This is a genomic window from Novosphingobium olei, assembly GCF_037076535.1.
GTDB classification, from domain to species: domain Bacteria; phylum Pseudomonadota; class Alphaproteobacteria; order Sphingomonadales; family Sphingomonadaceae; genus Novosphingobium; species Novosphingobium olei.
Genome location: NZ_AP029021.1, coordinates 2,432,292 through 2,455,311, shown reverse-complemented (window position 1 = coordinate 2,455,311; position 23,020 = coordinate 2,432,292). Strand labels below are relative to the sequence as shown.

The 23,020-nt window shown below is 64.9% G+C and carries 27 protein-coding genes; 9 read left to right on the top strand and 18 right to left on the bottom strand.

The window, feature by feature from the left end; all coding sequences use genetic code 11:
* The first annotated feature begins 20 nt into the window (after positions 1–20).
* Positions 21–911, top strand: coding sequence for a phospholipase D-like domain-containing protein (locus tag AACH40_RS11515; RefSeq protein ID WP_338642539.1), 891 nt, complete (start codon positions 21–23; stop codon positions 909–911).
* A gap of 209 nt (positions 912–1,120) precedes the next feature.
* Here AACH40_RS11515 and AACH40_RS11510 read toward each other — a convergent pair whose 3' ends face one another.
* The 5 genes from AACH40_RS11510 to AACH40_RS11500 form a co-directional block, all read right to left on the bottom strand.
* Entirely contained in the window at positions 1,121–2,095 is a 975-nt protein-coding gene (locus AACH40_RS11510; RefSeq protein WP_338642538.1) for a YihY/virulence factor BrkB family protein, read from the bottom strand.
* Between the two features lie 454 nt (positions 2,096–2,549).
* Entirely contained in the window at positions 2,550–2,915 is a 366-nt protein-coding gene (locus AACH40_RS11505; protein ID WP_338642537.1) for a hypothetical protein, read from the bottom strand.
* A complete protein-coding gene (locus AACH40_RS18925; RefSeq protein WP_422394850.1) occupies positions 2,915–3,229 on the bottom strand; it encodes a transposase in 315 nt (104 codons plus the stop codon). Before AACH40_RS18925 ends, AACH40_RS11505 begins: the two co-directional genes overlap by 1 nt.
* On the bottom strand, positions 3,141–3,623 hold the full coding sequence (locus tag AACH40_RS18920) for a transposase family protein (protein ID WP_422394849.1): 483 nt from the start codon (positions 3,621–3,623) through the stop codon (positions 3,141–3,143). The genes AACH40_RS18925 and AACH40_RS18920 overlap by 89 nt, the downstream gene beginning before the upstream one ends.
* A 143-nt stretch (positions 3,624–3,766) precedes the next feature.
* Positions 3,767–4,573, bottom strand: coding sequence for a TetR/AcrR family transcriptional regulator (locus tag AACH40_RS11500; protein ID WP_338642536.1), 807 nt, complete (start codon positions 4,571–4,573; stop codon positions 3,767–3,769).
* A 98-nt stretch (positions 4,574–4,671) separates the two neighbouring features.
* Here AACH40_RS11500 and AACH40_RS11495 point away from each other — a divergent pair, with 98 nt between their 5' ends.
* Entirely contained in the window at positions 4,672–5,835 is a 1,164-nt protein-coding gene (locus AACH40_RS11495) for an NADH:flavin oxidoreductase/NADH oxidase (protein ID WP_338642535.1), read from the top strand.
* A gap of 11 nt (positions 5,836–5,846) precedes the next feature.
* On the opposite strand, the gene AACH40_RS11490 is transcribed toward AACH40_RS11495, so the two are convergent.
* A complete protein-coding gene (locus AACH40_RS11490) occupies positions 5,847–6,986 on the bottom strand; it encodes a zinc-dependent alcohol dehydrogenase family protein (RefSeq protein ID WP_338642534.1) in 1,140 nt (379 codons plus the stop codon).
* 83 nt (positions 6,987–7,069) lie between these two features.
* Here AACH40_RS11490 and AACH40_RS11485 point away from each other — a divergent pair, with 83 nt between their 5' ends.
* Positions 7,070–7,546: a thioesterase family protein gene (locus tag AACH40_RS11485; RefSeq protein ID WP_338642533.1), complete on the top strand. Its 477-nt coding sequence runs from the start codon at positions 7,070–7,072 to the stop codon at positions 7,544–7,546.
* Between the two features lie 278 nt (positions 7,547–7,824).
* Positions 7,825–8,235, top strand: a complete 411-nt coding sequence (locus tag AACH40_RS11480; RefSeq protein ID WP_338642532.1) for a nuclear transport factor 2 family protein — start codon at positions 7,825–7,827, stop codon at positions 8,233–8,235.
* Here AACH40_RS11480 and AACH40_RS11475 read toward each other — a convergent pair.
* Genes AACH40_RS11475 through AACH40_RS11420 form a run of 12 tightly spaced genes read right to left on the bottom strand, consistent with a single transcriptional unit; the run spans position 8,232 to position 17,780 of the window.
* Positions 8,232–9,002, bottom strand: coding sequence for an N-acyl homoserine lactonase family protein (locus AACH40_RS11475; RefSeq protein WP_338642531.1), 771 nt, complete (start codon positions 9,000–9,002; stop codon positions 8,232–8,234). The genes AACH40_RS11480 and AACH40_RS11475 overlap by 4 nt on opposite strands.
* A 34-nt stretch (positions 9,003–9,036) precedes the next feature.
* Entirely contained in the window at positions 9,037–9,867 is an 831-nt protein-coding gene (locus AACH40_RS11470) for an SDR family NAD(P)-dependent oxidoreductase (RefSeq protein ID WP_338642530.1), read from the bottom strand.
* Positions 9,868–9,883: 16 nt separating this feature from the next.
* Positions 9,884–10,696 carry a hypothetical protein gene (locus tag AACH40_RS11465; RefSeq protein ID WP_338642529.1) on the bottom strand — a complete coding sequence of 271 codons (813 nt, stop codon included), beginning with the start codon at positions 10,694–10,696 and terminating at the stop codon, positions 9,884–9,886.
* Complete coding sequence (larC, locus tag AACH40_RS11460; RefSeq protein ID WP_338642528.1) at positions 10,693–11,424, bottom strand: nickel insertion protein; 732 nt, start codon at positions 11,422–11,424, stop codon at positions 10,693–10,695. Before larC ends, AACH40_RS11465 begins: the two co-directional genes overlap by 4 nt.
* On the bottom strand, positions 11,421–12,083 hold the full coding sequence (larB, locus tag AACH40_RS11455) for a nickel pincer cofactor biosynthesis protein LarB (protein ID WP_338642527.1): 663 nt from the start codon (positions 12,081–12,083) through the stop codon (positions 11,421–11,423). The genes larC and larB overlap by 4 nt, the downstream gene beginning before the upstream one ends.
* Entirely contained in the window at positions 12,080–12,889 is an 810-nt protein-coding gene (locus AACH40_RS11450) for a hypothetical protein (RefSeq protein WP_338642526.1), read from the bottom strand. The genes larB and AACH40_RS11450 overlap by 4 nt, the downstream gene beginning before the upstream one ends.
* On the bottom strand, positions 12,886–13,494 hold the full coding sequence (gene nadD / locus AACH40_RS11445; RefSeq protein ID WP_338642525.1) for a nicotinate (nicotinamide) nucleotide adenylyltransferase: 609 nt from the start codon (positions 13,492–13,494) through the stop codon (positions 12,886–12,888). Before nadD ends, AACH40_RS11450 begins: the two co-directional genes overlap by 4 nt.
* Before the next feature lie 3 nt (positions 13,495–13,497).
* The gene (locus AACH40_RS11440) at positions 13,498–14,124 is read right to left on the bottom strand and encodes a hypothetical protein (protein ID WP_338642524.1); all 627 of its coding nucleotides are present in this window, start codon (positions 14,122–14,124) and stop codon (positions 13,498–13,500) included.
* Entirely contained in the window at positions 14,121–15,038 is a 918-nt protein-coding gene (locus AACH40_RS11435) for a molybdopterin-binding protein (protein WP_338642523.1), read from the bottom strand. The genes AACH40_RS11440 and AACH40_RS11435 overlap by 4 nt, the downstream gene beginning before the upstream one ends.
* A 24-nt stretch (positions 15,039–15,062) precedes the next feature.
* Positions 15,063–16,475 carry a hypothetical protein gene (locus AACH40_RS11430; RefSeq protein WP_338642522.1) on the bottom strand — a complete coding sequence of 471 codons (1,413 nt, stop codon included), beginning with the start codon at positions 16,473–16,475 and terminating at the stop codon, positions 15,063–15,065.
* The gene (locus AACH40_RS11425) at positions 16,475–17,098 is read right to left on the bottom strand and encodes a 4Fe-4S binding protein (protein ID WP_338642521.1); all 624 of its coding nucleotides are present in this window, start codon (positions 17,096–17,098) and stop codon (positions 16,475–16,477) included. The genes AACH40_RS11430 and AACH40_RS11425 overlap by 1 nt, the downstream gene beginning before the upstream one ends.
* A gap of 28 nt (positions 17,099–17,126) precedes the next feature.
* Positions 17,127–17,780 carry a helix-turn-helix domain-containing protein gene (locus AACH40_RS11420; RefSeq protein ID WP_338642520.1) on the bottom strand — a complete coding sequence of 218 codons (654 nt, stop codon included), beginning with the start codon at positions 17,778–17,780 and terminating at the stop codon, positions 17,127–17,129.
* A gap of 135 nt (positions 17,781–17,915) precedes the next feature.
* On the opposite strand from AACH40_RS11420, the gene AACH40_RS11415 reads away from it, so the two are divergent.
* Genes AACH40_RS11415 through AACH40_RS11395 form a run of 5 tightly spaced genes read left to right on the top strand, consistent with a single transcriptional unit; the run spans position 17,916 to position 22,777 of the window.
* Positions 17,916–18,566 (top strand): NADH-quinone oxidoreductase subunit I, encoded by a 651-nt coding sequence (locus AACH40_RS11415; RefSeq protein ID WP_338642519.1) that lies wholly within the window; start codon positions 17,916–17,918, stop codon positions 18,564–18,566.
* Positions 18,566–19,999, top strand: a complete 1,434-nt coding sequence (locus AACH40_RS11410; RefSeq protein WP_338642518.1) for a hypothetical protein — start codon at positions 18,566–18,568, stop codon at positions 19,997–19,999. The genes AACH40_RS11415 and AACH40_RS11410 overlap by 1 nt, the downstream gene beginning before the upstream one ends.
* A complete protein-coding gene (locus AACH40_RS11405; protein WP_338642517.1) occupies positions 19,996–20,898 on the top strand; it encodes a molybdopterin-binding protein in 903 nt (300 codons plus the stop codon). The genes AACH40_RS11410 and AACH40_RS11405 overlap by 4 nt, the downstream gene beginning before the upstream one ends.
* A gap of 44 nt (positions 20,899–20,942) precedes the next feature.
* Entirely contained in the window at positions 20,943–21,803 is an 861-nt protein-coding gene (locus tag AACH40_RS11400; RefSeq protein WP_338642516.1) for an SDR family oxidoreductase, read from the top strand.
* Complete coding sequence (locus AACH40_RS11395) at positions 21,800–22,777, top strand: aldo/keto reductase (protein WP_338642515.1); 978 nt, start codon at positions 21,800–21,802, stop codon at positions 22,775–22,777. Before AACH40_RS11400 ends, AACH40_RS11395 begins: the two co-directional genes overlap by 4 nt.
* Positions 22,778–23,020: the final 243 nt, after the last annotated feature.

Here is a 23,020-nt window from a genome sequence, read left to right as displayed (position 1 = left end):
AGTTTGTCGCGCTACACGCATTGGCGTCTTTGGCCAGATTACGGTGGGAAAGAGCTGGTGGTGCGCCGATCGAACCCTGCACCCCGATAGCGGCATCTCCGTGGCCTTCGTCGGTTCAAGCCGACTATCAGTTTGTCGGGCTGGGTATTTCTCGGACGCGAGCGAAACACGATGATTGTCCCGCCATCAGCGAAATTGAGCAGCTGTTCTTAGAGCACATCGCCCGGGCAAAGCGGTTCATTTATGCCGAAAACCAGTATTTTGCCTCGCGCAAGGTCGCCGAAGCAATAGCGAAAAGGATGGCTAAGTCCGATCCTCCGGAAGTTTTCATCGTCACCTCAGAAAGTGCCGATGGTTGGCTAGAGCAGAAGGCGATGGATAGCGCTCGCGCCCGCCTGGTTCGTTCCATCGCAGAGAAAGACATCAATAACCGTTTCTCCATCAACATCCCATACACTGCTAATGGCACGCCAATTTACGTCCACGCAAAGCTCATGATTATCGATGACGAGGTGCTGAGAGTGGGCTCGGCCAATATGAACAATCGCTCTCTGGGTTTGGACAGCGAATGTGACGTCTCTCTCGATGCTGCAGATCCGGCAAATTCCTCGGCAGCCCCCGAAATTGCTCGCCTAAGGCATAAGCTCCTTGCCGAGCATTGTGGTGTCAGTGTCGAGCATATGGCGCAGACACTGAGCGCCGCGATCACGATGCGAGAAGCAGTAAAGCTCTTGACTGGTCCTGGTAGGCGTTTGGAGCGGCTAGAATTACCCGATTTGTCTGACGCAGAGACGGTTCTCGCAGATCAGGCCATACTTGACCTGGAAAATCCTGATGAACTCTATGAGCCTTTCGCCAAGCGCAGCATCTTTTCTCGTAGCCATGTGCTTGAGGAACCAGTTAAGGGGTGATCCGGACACCAGACAGCTGACGCTGCTCGGAACAAAATCATGTCGAACAGGCTATTTCATGGCTGAGGTTAGGCATCTAGGAACTGCCCGCAACGTCTGGCGTATGATGGATGTTAGCGTTGATCCGCTGACGCAGTCGTCATCCCTTCACTTCGTCATCGGCTCATCGGCGGCGGTCACCCGGTCAGCAATGCTCGGGTGACCGTTTTTTATTGCGGCAAGTCGGACCCAAAGCTTGACGCCACTCGATCAGCGGGCGAGCCTATCTTTGAAGTTGCCACTGCCTCAAGCGACCGGTTAAGGCAGGCGCCGACAAACAAGGCCATAGCTGAAAAATAGAGCCAGGTGAGCAGAGCTACGATCGCCCCGAGCGACCCGTAGACGGTTCCGAATTTGCCGAGGTGATCGGCATACCAACTGAAACCCGACGACAGGAGAAACCACGCAAAAGCGGTCATCACGCTTCCCGGCGTAATCCATTTCCAATGTGCCTCAGTATGGTCAGGCACCCACCGGAACATGCTTGCGACCACAGCAGCGCTGATTGCGGTAATCAGACCGACGGAAATGATAGTCATGAGAAACTCGGTGAACGGGGAGGCTGGAAGAAGCCTAGCCCCAATCGATGTGATGAAAGACGCTATGGAGAAGGTCGTTACGAGTGTAACGATGATAGCTGCGGTAAGGAGCAATGCTGTTCCCTGCAGCCTAAAAAACGAACGCGTCTCCTCCCGGTCGTAAGCATTGTTAAGGGCGGTAATGATCGCTGAAGCTGCGCCTCTCGCTGCAAAGATCGCGACAACCAAGCCTACGAGAAGTGCAAGGCCCTGCTTCGCCCCTGCGCTCTCTAGGGCCAGTCTTATCGGCTCTTGCAGGATTGCACCGGTTTCGCGCGGAAACATTCGCTTGATGTCTTCGAGATGCTGCTCCAACACCTGAGGCTCAGTGAACAAGCCATAGGCAAGAGCAAGGCTGCCAATCAATGGCACGATAGAAAGAAACGCGAAGAAGGCGATGCCGGCGGCTTGGAGACTGAAATCGGTATCGCCTAACCGCTTTCGTAAGTTGGCAAAAACGGGTCGCGTCGAAACTCGTCTCACAAAGAGAGCAATCGTCGAGAGGACAGGCGACTTGCGAGATGTAGCGCCGGAAGGATCGTTTTCCATAGCCGGCGCAACGGACACCGCGTCGTTTCGTTTCGTCCGATGTTGAACTCAACTTATCCCCACGACAGAGATCTTAGTTTGCGTCCGCGCTTGTGGTTAAATTTTCGGTGTAAATTGAGATGATCGCATGCAGTGGGGCATGCCCAACCTTATGAGATTGCGATCTCGGTGTCCACCGAGCTCATCGGTAAGGTGCACTTATCACACCTCACAGGCCAACCGTGAAGTTGATCCCTAAGCGGTGTTCCAACGGCACCTTGCGTGGCCCCGGGGCGGTGGTTGAAGTGCGGGGATGCTCTTCAACGGTATGAACTGATACGACCGCAAAACCCTCAGGTGCAAGGTCCGCGCGCTGAAATCGCCCATGCATGGCTGATCCCTTCGATTGAGGGACCAAACTCTACCATACCACCAGCAAAAGTGAGTCAGAGCCAATTCTCAGTGGAAGTTCACGACCCTCCCGGGTCAGTTCTTAGCGGCAATCAACAGCCAGGGCGTTGCGAGCACCGGCGTCCCATTGGTCGTTCAACCAAGGCAGCCAGGGGTCCAGAAAGCTTGGCCGTGTGCGGAACACATCCAGGCGCTGGCCGCGTAGCACATCTCTGCCCTGCTTGCGGCTATGTCCGGTTTGTCGAACGATCTGGCGGATTGAGGTTCGGCCCTTCGCAAGGGCCTGGATCGCTTCGTTGGTTTCCTGCCGGCGCAGATAGCCTTCATACTGAAGTTTCTCGGCACAGGGCAGAAGCTTGGGATCGATGACATTGCTGCCGACAGCCTGCCGGATCTGGCGCATGCATTTGCCAACCGCATCAAGGAAAGCACGGCTCGCGTTTTCCATTAAATGCCAGCTGTCCGCGACCTGCTCGGCATCTGGCAGACCTTTTGCGATAGCCTCACCATAGCCCCACCGTGGTCGCGTGCGACGAGCGAAGTGGAGGGGTGTTCTGCCAGCCAAGAGCGTGAAGTCTCAAGGGCCCGATCCGGCAAAAGGGTGACAGGCTTGCGCCGTTCCAGATCACAGACAATCGTGCCGTAGGTCTGGCCTCGTCGGAAGGCGAAATCATCAATGCCAATCACATTGAGCTCGGCAGATTGCCGAGCAACACGCCGCCGTACGACCCGCCACAACGTATCCTTGCTTACGGGCACCATCAAACGCTTGGCGAATGCAGCTCCGGGCCTGCCGCCCAGCGCCAGCCCGAGCTGATGAAACGATGGTCTCAAGCCGTGAAGTTCGTCGACCCTGGCGAGCCAGCACACGCCTATCGAACGGCTCGCAAAAAATGCGCCGGCTACACACGACGCAATCGCACCAAAATCGGCGCGCCTCAATCAGGAGCGAGACGTGCCGGCCGCCAAAAGGAAGATCCGAGGGATTACGTGGATATCGGCCTTGTACGCGCCGAGAGGGGCACCCACAGTCTGGACAGAACCGCACCGTGCATCGTGCCCGCAACACTATCTGAAGTTGCTCCCCGACGTTGTGAACCGAGACGACCGCGAAACCCTCAGGGACAAGGTCCGCGCGTTGAAATCGACCAAGCATGGCTGATCCCCTCAATGGATCGACCAAGTCTTACCACAGCAGCAGCAAAAGTGAGTCAGAGCCACTTCTCAATGGAAATCATGGACCCTCCCGGGTAAGTTCTCAGAAGCAATCAACAGTGCGGTGGCTGACCAGCGAGCGGTTCATTTCGATGAGTTGTTCACGTGACATGGTGCCTCCTCGTTCCCGTTCAGGACGTCCGTTCGATTCCGGTATCTATCCTCCCAAAGGGTTTCGCCCGGAGAATTTTGGTGCGCCAGTTGGCTTTTATCAGGCCGGGCGGGCGGCGAAGCAGCACCCGGTGAACGGACCGACCCGCCGGTACGCAGGCCGCAGAAGAACCGGTCCAGAACGAATCCCGCTTCGCGCCTCTTCTTCTGCGGATCACTCGCATGCGCGATCATCAGTGCGGCTTCGGTGACGCTGCCGAAGATCATCAGAGCGAGCGTGCGCGGCGGGAGGCTGATGATCGCGCCTTCCGCGGCGGCGCGTTCCATGCTCTTGATCATCATGCCAAGGTAAAAGTCTTCCTCCAGCGATCGCCAGCGCTGCCAGCCGAGCACGGCAGGCCCGTCGATGAAGCTGATGCGCTGGGTTTCGTTGTGCGATGCGGCATCGAGATAGGTTTCCACGCCCGCGCGAAACCGGTCGAGCGCGTCGAGGCCGGTCAGGTCTTTCCCTGGATGGGCGGCGGCGTTGGCGATGTCCTGTTCGATCTCAAGGAAGACGCGGAGGAACAGCTCCTCCTTGCCGCCGAAGTGATGGGCCAGCGCGCCGCGGCTCACCCGTGCCGCCTCGGTAATGTCGCGCACGCCAACCGCGCTGTAGCCGGCGCTGCCGAACAGACGGCGCGCTTCGGCAAGGAGCAGGGCATAGGTCTCGCCAGCCTTCGCCGCGCGCTGCGTATTGGGGCGCATGGTCCAAGTTCGTTTACGGTTGACTTCGGTCATGACGCTCTTTCATAAGTCGCGTGCACTTGTCATGTCAAATAGGTCTGCTCTTTGGCGACACGACGGTTGCGGAAAAGCGAGCGGTCAGGAAAGCACAGATGACAACGAATATCGCAGCGGTTCCGGCTGACAGCGGCGCACATGCCCTGTTCGGTCCTGTGCAGATCCGGGACCTCCAACTGCGCAATCGGCTGGTGGTCTCGCCGATGGCGACGTACTCGGCAGTCGATGGCCACGCGACCGACTGGCATGTCCAGCATATCGGCAAGCTGGCGGCCGGCGGGGCCGGTCTGGTGTTCGTGGAGCAGAGCAGCGTCAATCTCCAGGGGCGGATCACGCATGGCTGCCTCGGAATCTGGGATGATGCCCATGTGCCGGGGCTGGCACGGCTGACGCAGGTGATCCGCGATCTAGGTGCGGCATCGGCGATCCAGATCGCGCATTCGGGCCGCAAGGGCTCCTCGCAGCGGCCCTGGGAGGGCGGTGCGGCGCTGGGGGATGCCGACTTGGCCGCGCGCGGCGAAGGGCCGTGGGAGATCTGCGCGCCGAGCCCGATCGCTTTCGATGAAGGCTGGCCCACGCCGACCGGCATGTCGCGCGGGGCGATCGATCAGGTGGTCGAGGACTACCGGGCGGCCTTCATCCGGGCCCGCGATGCGGGCTTCGATGTTTGCGAGTTGCATTGTGCGCATGGCTATCTGATGCATTCGTTCCTGTCGCCGCTCGGCAACCAGCGCAGCGACGAATATGGCGGCAGCCGGCAGAACCGCATGCGTGTGCCCTTGCGGACCGCGGCGATCATGCGCGAAGTCTGGCCCGATGATTTGCCCTGCTTTGTCCGGATCTCCTCGGTCGATGGGCTGGGCGTGGGCTGGCAGCTGGAGGACAGCATCGCCTTTGCGCGTGAACTGAAGGCAATCGGCATCGATGTGGTCGATTGCTCGTCCGGCGGGTTCAAGCTGCCTGCTGAAAACAACCTGGTCGCCCGGACGCCGGGCTTCCAGTTGCCGTTTTCGGAGGCGATCCGCAAAGAAACCGGCATTGCCACGATGGGGGTCGGGCTGATCCGTACTGGGGAATTTGCCCTCTCCGCGCTCGAGCAGGGCCAATGCGATCTCGTCGCCATCGGGCGCGAGCTGCTGTGGAATCCGAACTGGGTCAGCCAGGTTGCGGTCGAGATGATCGGGGCCCAAGGCTGGGCTTCGTGGCCCGATCAGTATGGATGGTGGCTGAAGCGGCGCTGGTTCCAGCAGGGCAGCTAGCGACGGGGCGTTCAGCCGGCCAGATCGACAACGAGCCTGAGGACGCTCCCTTCGTGCAGCCGGTCGAACCCTTCGTTGATCCGGTCGAGCGGGATCGTGCCGTTCATCAGCTTGTCGACCGGCAGGCGCCCGGCGCGGTACAGCGCAATGTAGCGCGGCACATCGCGCACCGGGACGCAGGTGCCGATATAGCTGCCCTTGAGGCTGCGCTCTTCGGCCACGAGGTTAACGACATTCACCGGCAGTGTGGCATCGGGCGGCGGCAGGCCCGCGGTGATTGTGGTGCCGCCGCGCCGGGTCATGCGATAGGCCTGCTCGAGCGCTTTGGTCACGCCTGCGAACTCGAAGGCGAAGTCTGCGCCTCCGTCAGTCAGCGCGCGCACGCGCTCGATGGCATCGGGATCACGCGCGCTGACCACGTCGGTCGCGCCCATCGACAGCGCGAGTTCGAGCTTGTCGTCCAGAATATCGACTGCGATGATCTGGCTTGCGCCCGATGCAGCCGCGGCCAGCAGTGCGGCAAAGCCGATCGCGCCCATGCCGATGATCACCGCTGTCTGCCCAGGCTGCAGGCCTGCGGTGTTGATCACAGCGCCCGCGCCGGTCAGCACCGCGCAGCCGAACAGGGCGGCGATTGGCAGCGGCAGCTCCTTGTCGATCTTCACCAGCGAGTGGCGCGAAACCACGGCCCGTTCGGCAAAGGCCGAACAGCCGAGGTGGTGGTGGATGGTCGAACCATCACGGCCATCATGCAGCCTCCCATGGCCCGAAAGCAACAGGCCTGCGCCATTGGCGCGCGCGCCCGGTTCGCACAGCGCGGGGCGGCCCTCGGCGCAGGGAACGCAGTGGCCGCAGCTGGGCATGAAGACCATCACCACATGATCGCCCACCGCAAGATCGTCGACATGCGGGCCGAGCGCCTCGACCACGCCCGCCGCTTCGTGGCCGAGCGCCATCGGCATCGGGCGTGGACGGCTGCCATTGATCACCGAGAGATCCGAATGGCACAGGCCTGCCGCATGGATGCGCACCATCACTTCACCCGGGCCCGGCGCATCGAGGGCGATGTCCTCGACCGTCAGCGGCTTCGATTCCGCATAGGGATGGATTGCGCCCATCGTTCGCAAGACGGCGGCTCGGCTTTTCATCATTCGTGCGCTTCCTTTTTCCAGTCTGTGGCGTCCGCCTGGGCGGGTTGCCGTTTGTTTTCCGATTTGAACAGGATTGCTCTGCCATGATCGATGCAAGTCAACCGAACGCCCCCGCACCCGGCGGAAAGCCTGCGCCTGCGCGGCGCGGTGCGTACCCGCTGTTTCGCGCGATCCCGACACGGTGGATGGACAACGACGTCTATGGCCACGTCAACAACGTGGTCTATTACAGCTTCTTCGATTCGGTCGTGAATGCCACGCTGATCGAGCACGGCTTGCTCGATCCCGGCGCCGGTGATGTGATCGGACTTGTGGTCGAATCGGGCTGCCGCTACGCGGCCTCGCTGCAGTTTCCCGAAACGATCGAGGCGGGCTTGCGCGTCGCGCAGCTCGGCCGGTCGAGCGTGCGCTACGAAATCGCGCTGTTCCGCCAAGGGCACGATGCGGCGGCGGCCGAAGGCTTCTTCGTGCATGTCTATGTCGATAGGCTCGCGCGCCGGCCCACCGCGCTGCCGCAGCAACTGCGCGCCTTTCTGGAGACCTTGCAGCCGCCCGCGTGACCGCTCCGCCAACCGGGGCATCGGCATCAGATTGCGCATGGCGCGGACGAGGGGACGGCACCCGCGCCTGAATCTGCGCCTGCATGATGCGCAGCAAGAGCGCGGTTGCACCGGGGAGCGGATGGGCTTCCGGCGCTTCGGATGCCACCAGAACTCGTGATGGTCATTTGGCATCGCGAACGATCTGCGGCATGATCGGGTACAACCGTAACCGGCAACCAGGCCGCAGCGCCTCGTGCAGAGCACTGCCCCTTGAACCAGCAAGGAATGGAAAGCCCATGAATCAGGATCGCGCCAACGCCGTGAGGGATCTCGTCACCCGGGTCTACGCGCTGGCCCAGGCCGGTGATTTTGATGCGATCAGGCCGCTGTTCAGCCCGGATTTTGCGTTTGTCGAGGCGGATGATCTTGCGATCGGCGGCACTTATGCTGGGTTTGATGGGTACCTTGCGATCTGGAGCGAGATCGCCCGGCGCTGGACGGCGGTCTCGTCCCGGCTCATCGATCTGACGGTTTCGGATCGGGGTGCCGTCGGCATCATGGAGTTGGACGTCGTCTCTGCCGCGGATGGCCAGTCCTACCACCTCGAAATCGCAGAACAGTTCGAAGTGGCCGAAGATCTCACGATCAAGCGCATAAAACCCTTCTATTTCAATACAAAATTGGCGAACCAGTCGCTTGCGATCTAGAAATCCAGCGGCACATCCGCAGCACTGAGCGGAACGCTTTCCTTGACGCTTTTCCATTGCAGACCATCATGGCCGAACAGGATGCGGGTTCCGTTCCGGCGCATCTGCATGAGCCGCTTCAGGGTCTCCTGCGCGGTGGCCGGGTCCACCGTCCCGGGCGGTAGCGCCATGAGATCGAGGTTGCGGCGGGTATAGCAGCAATCACCCGCCAGCAGCACGTCACCGCCTGCGAGGCGCACGATCACGCTCTGGTGGCCGGGCGTATGGCCCGCGGTGAGCACGATCCTAACCGTCCCATCGCCGAAGAGATCGTGCTCGCCGCGCACTGCCTTGAATGGCTGGCCCGTATCGTAGTCGGTGCGCGCATAGAGCCCGGGCAGGTCGCCCGCCATGGCATGGTCGAGCTCCTCGCGCTGAACGATGACCGTCGCATTCTCAAGCAGGTGGTTACCGCCGCAATGATCGATATGGAGGTGGGAATTGATGATCCAGTCCACGCTGGCGGGATCGATGCCAAGCGCGCGGAGCCGGGCGGCGATTTCCATGCCGTCAAACCATTCCAGCCCGAACTTGTCTGGCGGCAGGGCATTTTCGCGCTGGCGATGGAACTGCCGACCGATGCCGGTATCGAATACGGCGCGGCCGCGCGGATGGTCGATCAGATAGGCCGGAACCGGCGCGCGCATGTGCGGGCCGGTCTCACCCTCGAACAGGAAACTGGGCTTGCACTGGAACCAGCCGCAATTGAACGCATAGAGCTTCAGCATCCGGGGTGTCCTTCCTGATTGTTGCGCGCCACACTCACTCGGCCGCCATCCACGCCGCAAACGCATCCTTGAAATCCGGGTGCCAGCGCGAAAGGGCAGGGCGGTCTTCGGTGATGTCGCCAGCGTTCCACAGCACGCGCTTCTTGTCGGTCTCGCGCGTGGTCTCGTTGTCGAGGCACCAGAGATAGAAGCGGTTCGCCGCGACACCTTCGAGCAGGACATCGACGACCTGATCGGCAGCCCATGCGCCCGCCGGTTTGGTGGGCACGTGCCGGGCGATCATGCCGGTCCAGGTGAAGCCGGGGATCAGCAGATGCGCCGAGACGCGGCCCTGCGTCGCCTCGCGCAAGGTATGAGCAAGACCCTCGGTCAGCGCCTTCACCCCCGTCTTGCTCACGTTGTAGGCGGTGTCGCCCGGCGGATTGGTGATGCCCTGTTTCGAACCGGTGTTGATGACGAGGCCGGGCGCATCGCCCGCGACCATGGCGGGCACGAAGGCCTGCACGCCGTGAAGCACGCCCATCAGGTTCACGCCGAGCACTTTCGACCAGCCCGCAGGATTGGAGAGCGCGTCACCTCCGCCGCCAGTGCCGGCATTGTTCATGAGCACGCTGACCGGGCCGCCTTGCGCGTGGAGCCGCGCGGCGATGGAGTCGATTTCGGCGCTCTGCGAAACGTCGGCGACCAAGGCTTCGGCACCTGCACCGATGGCCGCAGCGGCGGCTTCCAGTTTCTCCGCATTGCGATCAATCAGCACGACTTTCATGCCAAGCGCGGCAAGGCGGCGCGCTGCGGCAAGGCCTATGCCGTCGGCCGCGCCGGTGATCACGGCGGTCTTGCCGGGGGCGATTGCGGGATGGGTCATGGTCTGGAGTCCTCTCTCAGGCGGCATGGGGGCCGATGACCCGCATGCGCAAATCGAGCAGCGGGGCATCGAGAATGGCGCGGCCGACATCGACCGCATCGGCACCGCTGGCAGCGGCATGGCCGAGATCTTCGAGCCGCACCCCGCCGCCGAAGGCCAGCGTGAGGCCCTCGCGCTGGCCCCGGCGGGTGAGTTCGGCATGGACTGCGGCGAGATCGGCGAGATCGCCGGTATCGACCATCACGATGCCTGCGCCAAGCTCGACGGCGGTGACGGCTTCAGCGACGGATTTGACCTGGATGGCGACCGGGCCGTGGCCCACGGCCCGGCCTGCGGCGATCGCTGCCGGGACACCGCCGAGCAGGATCACGGCGTTCTTGGCGACATAGACGAAATCCCCCGCCACCAGCCGCGGCACCACGCCTGCCACCGCGAGCCCGGCGCGCAGCAGGGGCTTGAGCGCATGGGGAAGCTTCTTCCACCCGCCGCAAGCGACGGACAGGCCGGGCGGCGCGGCCTCACGGAACTGTGCCGCCCGCTGCGCGATGCCGGAGGCAAAGCCGAGCGGGCCGAGCACGTAGTCCTCGGCGATGCCAAGCGACGGGGCAGGGCCGATCAGTTCCACCAGCGGTTGCCCGGCCGCGACACGTTCCCCTTCGGCAACCAGCAGACGCCAGCGCCCCTCCGGGCCAAGCGCCGTACCGGGATCGACAAAGCCTGTCCCGGCGACAAGGCCGGGCTCGGTGGCTTCGATCACCGCGCGATAGAGGCCCGGTGCGCCGCCGAGCAGGCGCGTGGCGATATCGGCGGCAGAGGTGGCTGCGCTCAAAGCCGCACCAGAAAGAACATCGCGCCATTGGGCAGGTTGGGGAAGACCTTGCCGCCATAGGCGCGTGCCGAACGCACGACCTCGCAGACCGGCCACTTGCCGAAGCGCGCATCGACCGCCTTCAGAAACGCGAGCGCCGTGGGGGTGACGGTCTCGCCCTTGTCGTCCACGCCGTAGACCGGAACGCCGTTGAGCATTTCCTGCACTGCGGGCGGGGGGCTGGCGAGCAGGCCGTGTTCGCAGCGGATCGTGCCGTCGCACAGTGGCAGCGGGCTGCAATGGAGCTCCTGCGCGCCGCTGCGGACATAGAGCGCGGCGGCGATGCAGGTGTCGAGGATCGAATCGAGCGCGCCAACTTCGTGGAAATGGACCTCGTCCACCGTGCAGCCATGCACCGCCGCTTCGGCCTCCGCCAGGATGCGGAAGGCCCGCGTGGCGAGGGCCTTGGCGGCGTCTTCCAGTCCGCTTCGGGCGATGATCTCGACGATGGTGGCCAGGGTGCGGTGGTGGTGTTCGTGCGGCAAGTCGATCTGCGCGCGCCAGCCGGTGATCCAGTTCACCTCGTGCGGCTCGATCGTCACGCAGTCGCGCAGGGCCTCCACGCCGATGGCATCGACCAGCGCGGCCAGTTCGCCCGCGTTGATGTCGGCCAGCCGCGCCAGACCGGTCAGCAGCATGTCGCCGCTGATGCCGCTGGGGGTGCGCAGGACAATGGCGGTCTTGGTCATGGGGCAATCCTGTGGGTCATGTTGAGCATGCGGATCGCGCCGCAGGCGGCGCCGAAGCCGTTGTCGATATTGGTGACGAGCACGCCCTGGCCGCAGCTGGAGAGCATGGAGTGCAGCGCGGACATGCCGCCCGCCGCCACGCCATAGCCGGTGGAGGACGGCACCGCGATGACTGGCTGGCCGACAAGGCCGCCCATGACCGAGGCAAGCGCCGCGTCCCATCCCGCCACGACGATGACGATATCGAAGCTGCGGATATGGTCGATCCGCGCGAAGAGGCGGTGGATACCCGCCACGCCGACATCGGCGATCACTTCGGCCTCGACGCCGGAAAATCGCAGGGTTGCGAGCGCCTCATGAGCCACGGCGAGGTCAGAGGTTCCCGCCGTCACCACCGCTACCCGGCCGGCGCGCGCGGGCAAGGTGCCACCCAGCGTGGCGGTTGCGGACGAGGCATCGTGGCTCAGCGCCGCCTGCGCACTTGCCGAGAGCGCGGCAAGGCGCGCTGCGGGCAGGCGGGTGAACAGCGTGGGCGCGTCGCCTTGCGCCAGTTCGGCCACGATGGCCTCGATCGTCGCATCGTCCTTGCCGCCGCAGAAGATCGCCTCGGGCATGCCGAGCCGCGCGGGCCGTTCGCTGTCGTGGACGAAACCGGTCATGCCGGCACCGCGAAGGCGCGGCCGGGCTGGTAGGGCTTGTCGTCCAGCTGCACCCCGGCGATTTCGGGGGTCAGGTTCGTGACGAGCCGGGCCACCTCTTCGAGCAGCGACGGCGTGACAAGGGCACGGCCTTCCGCAGGCGTTTCGATCAGCATCGTCTCGCCGCGCACCCGGCAGCGCACCACGCCAAGCCCGGTTTGGCTGCGCACAAGTGCTTCGGCGGCCTCGACGGCGGCAAGCCGCGTCGGCGTGACGCGCGTGCCCGAATAGAGCCGGCTGGCAAGGCAGGGGGAGGCGGGCAGCTCGGCAATCGAGAGGCCAAGGCTGCGCGCGCGGGCGCGGATGTCTTCCTTGGCATAGCCCGCCTCGACCCAGGGGTGGCGCACTTGCCGTTCGGCGGCGGCGTTGAGGCCCGGGCGATATTCGCCCAGATCATCGACATTGGTGCCGCTGACGATGGTTCCCGCACCCGCCATCCCTTGCGCGATGGCCGCGAGGCTTTCATAGAGGTTGGACTTGCAGAAATAGCAGCGGTGCACGGGGTTCGCGAGGTAGTTCTCGTCGCCGAATTCGCCCGAGCGGACGATGCGCAAGGTCCAGCCTTCGCGCGCGGCATAGTCGTGCACGCGCTGCGTCGCCTCGGCCGGGACGGCAGGGCTGACCGCATGGGCAATCACCGTGGTCTGCGGGGCAAGGCGATGCGCGACACAGGCGAGCAGCATCGAATCGATCCCGCCGCTGCAGGCGACCACGCAGGGGCCGATTGCGGTAAGCACGGCTTCGATGGTGGGGGGAGGCGTGGTCATGACGGGATCAGGTCTCCGGCCGGAGGGGCGGCGCCGAGGGGCGGCCAACGGTCCGCGAGCAGGGCTGCGACGGGGGCTGGCACGATGTCGCCGATCGCCGCGCCCTCGGCAAGGCGTGCGCGCACGAGGGTCGAGGACAAGGGGCTTTCGGGCATGGGCACATGGACGAGCCGCGGATCGGCGGCGGCCTGCCCGGCCTCGCCGCCGCGCGGGAAAATGGCAAAGCGCAGCAGGGCGTGAAGCCGCTCGATGCCCTTCCAGCGCGGCAGGCGGGCGAGGCAATCGGCCCCGAGCAGGAAATAGAGCTCCGCGCCGGCCGGAAAGGTGGGCAGCAGCGCCTCGACCGTATCGACCGTGAACGAGGGGCCTTCGCGCTCGATTTCTATCGCGTTGCATTCCATCGCCGGTTCATCCGTCAGCGCCGCGCGCACCAGCGCAAGGCGCAGATCGGCGGGCATCAGGCCCTCCGCGCCTTTGAGCGGCGGGTGGCGCGAGGGGATGAACACCACCTTGTCCAGCCCGAGCCGGTCCAGCGCCGCCCGCGCCACGGCGATATGGCCGAGATGGACCGGATTGAACGAACCGCCGAACAGACCGATGCGCACGGCTCAGGCCGCCGCCAGCCAGAATGTGCCCATGCCCAGCGCTCCCAGGCCGAGCACGAGGCGGAATGCTTTTGCAAGGCCGGGAAGCTGCTGCGCCATGGCCAGCTGTGCCCGGCCCAGGGCAAGGGCGAACAGCATCATGCCCGCCAGCACGCCGAGCGAAAAGACCAGCGCATAGACCACAGCCATGAGCGGCTGATAGAGCGCAATCGGCACCAGCGCGAGCATCGCCGCGCTGCCGGCAAGGCCGTGGACCACGCCGACCGCGAAGGGCACTTTTTCCCTGAGGCGCGGGGCCTGCCCATGCGGCGGATGTCGCAGCCACAGCAGCGCCGCGCCCGCCGCAATCAGGATCAGCCCGACCGAACGTTCGGCCAGTTGCGGCACCACGGCGGGCAACGTCCAGCCAAGCAGAAACGCCGCCATCGCGATCAGCACGAGCAGACCGCCATGGCCCAGCGCCCATAGCGCGGCGTAGCGCAGGGTCTCGCTGCGGCCCACGCTGGCACCCGCTTCGTCTGTCCGGGCCGAAAGTGATGCGATCGTCATGAGATGATCGGGATCGAGCGCGTGGAGCATGCCAAGGCTGCAACCGGTGAAAAGCACGGGGGCAAGCGACAGTCCGGTCATGCCGCCGGGCTCGCGTGGTGCGCCGCGGTCTGGCGATGGGCCCGCCACAGCGCGCGGATCGGTTCGGCCAGCGCTTCGGCCAGTGCGGCCGGGGGCAGCCCCTCGTGCAGACCGCGCACCAGGGCAGGCAGCGCGGCGCGCACTTCGCGGGTCGGGCCGGGCAGGGCGACCAGCCAGGTGCCGCCGACCTGTCCGCAGCCGACGCGCACGTGTTCCTTCACGTGCCGGCCATGGCCCGCGTGATAGCTGGCGAGGATGGCGGTCGAAAGATCGGGGGCGATCCGCTGCAGCGCCTCGATCGTGCGGTCCTTGTCTTCCGCGCCGACGCCGCCGGTGGTCAGCACAAGGCCGAAACCGTCTTCCATCAGGTGCGCCACGCGCGCGGCGATCAGGCTCTCGTCATCATCGGCAATGCCGCCGGAGTGCACGGTGAAGCCCGCAGCACCCAGAATGTCGCGCGCGGCGGGAAAGTTGGTGTCCTCGATTTCCCCGCGCGCGACTTCGGGGCCGGTGGAAAGCACCGCGACCGAGCGCGCGACATGCGCGCGCAGGCGCTCTTCCAGCGCGGCGGCGGCGCTGACGATGGCGGCGGCCTGATCCGCCGGCGCGCCGATGACGCCCAGCACGCCGTGGCTGTGCACGGCCGCACCGGGTGCAAGCGCCACGCCGGGGAAGCCGCGCAAGGCCGCCAGCAGCGCTGCCTCCTGACCCGCCACCGCGTCCAGATCGACCGAAGGCGCCAGTACATCGAACACCACATTGCCGCCGCGCACATCGGTGACGAAGACCTCGCTCGCGCCAAGCCCCAGCGTCTCCGCGACAACAGCGGCGAGCGCGGTCAGGTCCACATCGCTGAGCCGGATGCCGGTCACCCACAGCTCGCTTTTGGAAAGCAGATCGAGCTCAGTGCCCACGCGCGATGCTCCCGCCAGAAAGGCTCATGCCAGCCCCCGTTGCGCCAGCCACTTGGGCAGCAAGGTCTCGCCCACGGCCGCATCGACCGCAGGCGCGCGTTCGCGCAGCAGCGCGGCGAGGGATTCGCTGCAGGTGAGGTGGCCATAGCTGCCATCGAATACGATCAGCTTGTCGGTCTGGCCCTTTTCGCAGGCCATCGCGATCCCTTGCTCGAGGCTTTCGACCACTTTGGCGCGATCCATCAGCAGGGGATTGGTCGGGTCTTCGCGCCACATCTGCGCCTGCTCCTCGCCCACGATATACATCGGCGTGGTGAAGGGCATGGTGACATAGGGAATGCCCGCGCCGACCCAGGCCTGGTTGACCACGATCCCGCGCAGGTTCTTGTTGCGCGAAAAGTTCACCGGATTGGTGGGCGATTGCATGAAACCCGCAACGACCGGCTGATCGAGATCGAAGGCATCCGAATGGTTGGTCAGCAGCGTGCCGAAGATCAGCCCGCCGCCGTGGAGGTAATAGCCCCAGCGCCCCCCGTCCCACACCGCCACGCAGTCCTTGATCTCGGCAAACAGGCGCTGCATCCGGCCATAGGTTTCGAGGTGGCTTCTGGTGATGCGGCGGTCGATGGCATAGAGATCGGTGGTCGCGTCGATCCCGGTCACGCCCATCGGCGTGGTGCAAAGCACCGAGCTGAAGGCATAGCGCTGCTGGATGAAATCGCTGTCGAACAAGGCGCGCGGGATGATGCTGCCGCTGCGGTTGCCGAACATCGAGTGATAGACCGAGCGCGTTTCATAGCGCGCATAGGACATGCAGAACGATTTGAACGACTTGTAGAGCAGGCGGTTGAAATACATCTCGCGCGGGTCGTCGTAGTAAGCGTGGATGAACTTCGTGCCGTCGAACGCGCGCTTGATGAGGTGCATCGGGCCGATGGCGGTTTCCACCTCCACCCCCTGATCGAACGGGCCGAGGCCCTTGACCCGCCCTTCGAACGCTTCGTTGAAGCCGAAGTGCTGCGCCACTTCGTCCGCCTCGCGAAAGCCGCGGTAGATCGCGAGGCGCAGGGAGACCTTGCGGCAGCCGGTGCGCTCGATCACCACCTCGCGGATGGTCTTGACCATTTCGGCATAAGGCCAGCCGCCCATCAGGCCAAAGCCGTGTTCGGAGGCGAGGATATTGACGGTGTCCTTGGCCTCGATCCGGCTCATGTCGACTCGGGCCAGCGCCTCGCGCGTGGCGCGCCGGACCCGTTCCAGTTCCGCATCGAGCGAAGCGGGCGCGCCCGTGGCGATGGGCGGAGCGAACGAAGGGAACAGTTCGTCCAGCGGCACCGAAACCAGCCCGCGAAGCGTATCGATCGCATGCGGGCGCAGCGCCGGACCATAGTCCGACGGCATGAAGGCCGGGGGGGGCAGCGTTGCCTGCGATGCCATCACACCGTCTCCTTGCTGGTAGTGCCTTCGAGCGGACCATAGCGCCCTTGCGGATCGAACACGGCGCGGTCCTCGTCGATGAAGGCATCGGGATAGCGCGCGCGCACTTCGTCCGAGAGATCGTAAAGCGAAAGCGTGGCGGGATACCAGCGGTGCTGCGGCGGCGGGGTCATGTCGCGCCCGGCAGCGGCAAGCAGGCGCAGCGCCGGGGCCACGCAATAGATGCCGCAGCCCGAACGCATGCCGGTCATGGCGCAGACTTCTTCGAGCGTCTGCGCGCCCTTGACCACCGAGCGGGCGATTTCGGCGGCGGAGGTCAGCGTGCAGACGCAGACCGAAATGGCTGGGTCGATGCCTGCCTTCAGGAGCAGCGCCTCGACTGCTTCGGCGGGCGCTTCCTCGGCCGTGACCGTCGCCACCAGCGGCACTTCGCGCGGCTTCATCCACATGATCTCTTCCGGGCAGCGATCGACGCAGCGCCCGCAGCCGATGCACGCCGCGTCGTCGATCACCGGGCGGCGTGCTTCCATGCGGATCGCGCCGCTGGGGCACACGATGTCGCACAGCTTGCAGCCGGTGCAGGGCTCGCGATTGTAATCCGCCACCAGTTTTATCGTGGCCATGGTTTTCCTCTCCCCCGGAAATTGCCGATCAGGTGCGAAGGGCCTCCAGCAGCAGCCTGATTTGCGAGAATGCGGTCTTGATCGCGCGGGTGCCTTTGGGATTGGCGAAGAGCGCCAGCGCGAGGCCCCAGATCGAATGGACGTGCAGCACCGCCATGGCATGCGGGTCGGTTTCGGGCCGGATCAGCCCGCCTGCCTTGCACCTCGCCAGCAGCCGTTCGATCCGGGCGATGAGATCGCGCGTGGAGGAATCGACGGCGGCGGAAATCGCCGGATCGCTGCCCATCAGCGCGGCGGCGTGGATCGCCATTTCGCCGCGCACGCGCGTGCCATGATCGTTCAGGCCATGCAGCGTGGTGTAGTGGTCTGTCACCGCATCGAGATGCGCGATCAGCGCGGCCCATGCCGCCTCGGCGGGCGCCTCATCCGGGCAATCGAGCAGTTCGACCTGGTTGTCGCGGCGCAGGCGATCGCGAATCAGGTCCATCGCCAGCGCGGCCTTGTCGGCAAAGTGGTACTGCGCCAGCGTCCGGCTGTAGCCTGCGCGCAGGCTGATCGCGGCCATCGAGGGCGCCGTGTACCCCTCGCTGGCAAAGAGTTCGAGCGCCGCGCTGCGCAGGCGCGCGCGCGCTTCCTCGGTGCGTTCCTCCTGGGTTCTCGATGCGGCTGCTGCTCGTGCCACTGGCGCTCCCCGAATTGTATGCTGCGCTGTCATTTTGGTTGATTAGCAACTTACTGTCTGACAGTAAATAACTTAAGTCCGATATGCCGCATTCGAATCGGGAGCGGGCAGGATTGGTAGGGGAGAGCAGCAGGCATGCCCAAGCGCGTGAGAATGGCGGCGCAGATCGTGGCCGAGAAATGCACCGGCTGCCGGCTGTGCGAACAGGTCTGCCCGACCGTGGCGATCGGCATGCGGCCGCGTCTGCCCAGCGAGCCGGGGGCGGGGCGCAACATCGCCATTCTTGAGCCAGAGGCTTGCTACAACGCGCAGGCCTGCGTCGAAATCTGCCCCGACGATGCCATCGAGATGGTCGAGCTGGCCGAACCGTTCGACGTCGGCTTCGAACTGGTTGGCGCCAATAGCGAGGAGGTGAAGGCGCTCTGCCGCAAGTCCGGCTATGGCCGCGCCATGCAGATCTGCGTCTGCACCGATACCAAGGCGGGTGAAATCGCGGCGGCGATCATCGCCGGCGCGCATTCGCCGGAGGCGGTTTCGCTGGCGACGGGCGCGCGTACCGGCTGTGTCGAGCTGTGCATGCAGCCGATCCTGCACATGCTGGCCTGCGCCGGGCACGGCGATGCGCCGCGCAACCCGAAGAACGGCTTCCAGTGGTACGGCGAATCCGCCACCCTGTGGGAACATGTGCGCAGCGACGGCACGCTGCCTGAGGAAATCCACGAGGCTTATCCCGAGTACCCGCTGGGCAAGGAATTTGGCGACATGGCCAAGCTGAGGACCCGCTGATGGCAAACGCTCCCGAACCCTTCATCGCCGCGCTGCGCCCGCCCGCGTTTCACCCCACCTGGAACAAGCGCCGCCCTGCCGAAGTGGTGCAGTCGCGCGCGGCGGATCTGCCGGGCATGACCGCGCTTTCGGTGCGCGCGCTGATGCCCGATCTGCCCGAGACGATCTGGTCCGAAGACCCGCTGCTCGGCCCCACCTCGCTCGATGAAATCCGCCGCCAGACCCGCGCGCGCGTCGCGGCGATGGACTGGTCGAAGATCGAGGCCGGCCGCATGGTCAACCTCATCGCCAATCCGCACGGCTTCCAGCTTTCGGGCGAGGCTTATGTCGCCATGCTCGAGGAAATTGCCGATCACGTGAAGACCACGCGCGGCGCACGGGTGCGGTTGCGCGTGGCCGAATCAATGGGGCACATCGAAAACCCGGACTGGGTGAAGATCTACAACCTGCACGAACGCTTTGGCGATGTGGAGGAATGCCCGCAGATCGGCGCGGGCACGAAGATCGATACGAAGCTGGGCGACATGTACGTCACCAAGAAGCTGTTCGATGCACCCTACTTCATCCACACCCACGTGACCGAGATGCGCGAGGGCTATCTCCACCGTATGCTCGATCGGCTGATGAAGCCGTTCGGCATGGCCTATGCGCGGCTCGAAACGCGTTCGGCCTACCATTTCGGCTATGGTCCGCGCACCGGACAGATCGTTTCGCGCTGCGTGTTCGAAAGCGATTTCATCCAGCAGCGCTATGTCGGCACCGTTGTGCTCGATACCACGTCGGAAGGCGTGATCGGCGTGCATGGCAACAACGATCTGCCCGCGCTCGACCGCCAGCTCGCCGCCGGAATCATGCGCAACTACGGCATGGCGATCAAGATCCTGGGCGAGATCGAGGACTGCGTGGTGGTATTCGACGACCACGGCTGCGGCGTCTATTGCTATGCGGGCGGGATCGCCTTCGACAACATGCTCTGCGCCGATGTCGATTTCATGGATCTCGACAATCTCTCGCTGCTGGCGGCGGACCGGCATGATACCTCCGAGCCCGGGCTGACCATGGGCAAGAACCACGCGATCAAGGGCATCGTGATCAACTATATGGCCGGCGGCGTGCCGCAGCCGTTCATCTGGGACAACTACCCGATCCACGTGGTGGGCGAGACAGTCAACCGCTGGATGCTGAACGACCCCTCGAACTATCACTTCGAACGCGCCAATGCCCGGATCTGGCCTTCGCTCGCCGAAGCGGTCGAAACCGCCTGCCGCGAGGGCGGCACGCGCAACGTGCTGGTGTTCGATCGCACGCCGGGGGCGTTTCGCGTCAGCCAAGGGCTGGGCGAGCTGCTGCTGGCGCGCGCGCCCGCGCTGCGCCGCAAGGTGGACGAAGAACTGCTGCCAAAGTGGCTGCGCCAGCGCGGGCTGACGGGATGACTTCGGTCCAGCTGCTCGACAAGAGCGAGATCTGGCTCCACGGCGTCTCGCTCGACAAGGCGAACCTGCCCGCCATCGCGGCGGCGGTGGCCGGTGTGCTGGGCCTGCCGGGCGACAAGGTCTTCGTCACCGATGTGCGCCCCGCGCTGGTCGTGCTCGATATCCTCAGCCCGCGCGTCAATCTGGAGGACGTGACCGGCAGGCAGGCAGACTTGCTCGCCGCCGTGGCCCAGGTGCCGGGGGTTTCGGTGGCGGCTGATGCCAGCGTCCATTCCGAAGGCATCCTCGGCGTGATCGGCACCCCGCGCGAGGAGGTGGAGGGCTATCTCGCCGGGGTGCGCAAGCTGGAGCGCCAGATTGCCGACTATGCCGCGCGGCGCGTGGCGGTGGTCAGCACCGGCAGCGAAGTGCTGGCGGGCGAGATCGAGGATACCAATTTCGCCGCGATCCGCGAGGCGATGACGGCCGAGGGCTTCGAGGTCGAGTTCGGCGGCATTGCGGGGGACAGCGAACGCGAGATTGCGGGGCTGGTGGCGCGCCTTTCGGGCGAGGGCTTCGGCGTGATCGTGACCACCGGCGGCGTGGGCGCGGAAGACAAGGATCATACGATCGAGGCGCTCGAACAGCTGGATCGCAAGATCGCCACGGCTGTGCTGGCGATGTACAGCAAGGGCCACGGGCGGCACGTGAAGGACAGCGTGCGCATTGCCATTGCCCGCATCGGCTGGTCGCTGGTCTTCGCGCTGCCGGGGCCGACGCACGAGGTGAAGCTGGCGCTGCCGGTGATCCTGCGGGGGCTGGCCGACAAGACCGATCCGGATGATCTGGTCGAGGCCATTGCCCGTCCGCTGCGCGCAACATTGCCGCAGCATAACACATATCGCCATCATCACGGATGACCGGCGCGCCCCACTATGGGGCTGGATCAGAGGGAAGCAGGGGCATGGATTTCGCAGGCAAGCGCGCCGTTATCACCGGCGCGGCATCGGGCATCGGCAAGGCGTTGGCGCAGGAACTGGTGGCGCGCGGCGCGCGCGTCGTGCTGGCCGATATTGCCGAAGCACCGCTTCGGGCGGCGGCGGAGGAACTGGGCGAAGCCGCCGCCTGGCAGGTCTGCGATGTTTCCGATCATGCTGCGGTGGAAGCGCTGGCGGCTTTCGTGCAGCAAACCTTGGGCGGCTGCGATCTCGCCTTCGCCAATGCGGGGGTGATCATGAGCGGGCGGACGGTCCGCGCCGTCCCGGCTGAGGTCGATTGGCTTTTCGGCATCAATCTGCGCGGCACATGGTCGACCGCTGCGGTCTTCACCAATCTGATGGCGGCGCAGGCCGGGGGCGGGCATGTCGTGCTCACCGGATCGGAACACTCGCTGGGGCTGCAGCATGCCGGCTCGGGCATCTACACCGCTTCCAAGCATGCCGTGCTCGGCCTTGCCGAAGTGATGCGCGCCGAAGCGCCCGCCAATATCAAGGTCAGCGTGCTGTGCCCGGGCGTGGTCGGCACTGCGCTGAACAAGCAGCCGCGCCCCGAGAGCCTGTCGGAGCGCCGCCGCGATCTGATGAGCGCCAAGGTCATGGCGCGCGGCATGTCGGCGCAGGAAGCCGCGCAGCGCACTTTGGCGGGCGTCGCGGCGGGCGAGTTCTATATCGTCACCCACCCGCATTCGCTGAAAGCGGCGGAGACCCGGCTGGCCGAACTCGCAGCGGCCTATGCCCGGCAGGCCCCGTGGTTCGAAGGCGCGGAAAAGTGGGATATTCCCCTGATGGTCGCCGACATTCTCGCAGAGCAGGATAGCGCTGCATGAAATATACTCGCCTCGGCCGCACCGGCCTTGAAGTCTCGCGCCTGTGCCTTGGCTGCATGAGCTTTGGCGAACCGGATCGCGGCCGCCATGAATGGACTTTGGCGGAGGAGCCGAGCCGCGCGATCATCCGCAAGGCGGCCGAAGCGGGCATCAACTTCTTCGATACGGCGAACGAGTATTCCGCCGGGTCTTCGGAGGAAATCCTCGGCCGGGCGCTGCGCGATTTCACCCGGCGCGACGAGATCGTGGTGGCTACCAAGGCCTTCATTCCCTGGCGCAAGGCGCCGAACACCGGGGGTCTTTCCCGCAAGGCGCTGTTCCAGGCCATCGACGACAGCCTGCAGCGGCTGGGGATGGACTATGTCGATCTCTACCAGATCCACCGCTGGGATCCGCAGACCCCGATCGAGGAGACGATGGAGGCGCTGCACGATATCGTGAAGGCGGGCAAGGCGCGCTATATTGGGGCATCCTCGATGTATGCATGGCAGTTTGCCAAGGCGCAGCATGTCGCGGAAACGCGCGGCTGGACCCGGTTCGTTTCGATGCAGCCGCAGGTCAATCTCGTCTACCGCGAGGAAGAGCGCGAGATGCTGCCGCTCTGCCTCGATCAGGGGGTGGGCGTGCTGCCGTGGAGCCCGCTGGCGCGCGGCATGCTCACCCGGCCCTGGGGTATCACCACGTCGCGGTCCGAAACCGATCAGTTCGGGCAATACCTCTACGGGAAGACCGAGGAGAACGACCGGCAGGTCGTCGCGGCGCTGGAGGCCGTGGCGGCAGCGCGGGACCTGCCCATGGCGCAAGTGGCGATGGCCTGGCTGCTGCAAAAGCCGGCAATTTCCTCGGCGATTGTCGGGGTGACCAAGGCCGCGCAGCTCGACGATGCGCTGGCGGCGCTCGATATCATGCTGAGCGCGGAAGAAAGCGCGGCGCTTGAAGAGCCGTACTTCCCGCACCGACCAGTCGGTTTTTGAAGCGGGCTGACGCTGCGGTGTCATCCCGCAAGACGCGCCAAACGCGCCGAGGCGTTGGAGTAGCGGCAAGGCAACAGCAACATCATGCTGAGCGCGGAAGAAAGCGCGGCGCTTGAAGAGCCGTACTTCCCGCACCGACCAGTCGGTTTTTGAAGCGGGCTGACGCTGCGGTGTCATCCCGCAAGACGCGCCAAACGCGCCGAGGCGTTGGAGTAGCGGCAAGGCAACAGCAACCGCAGGCTG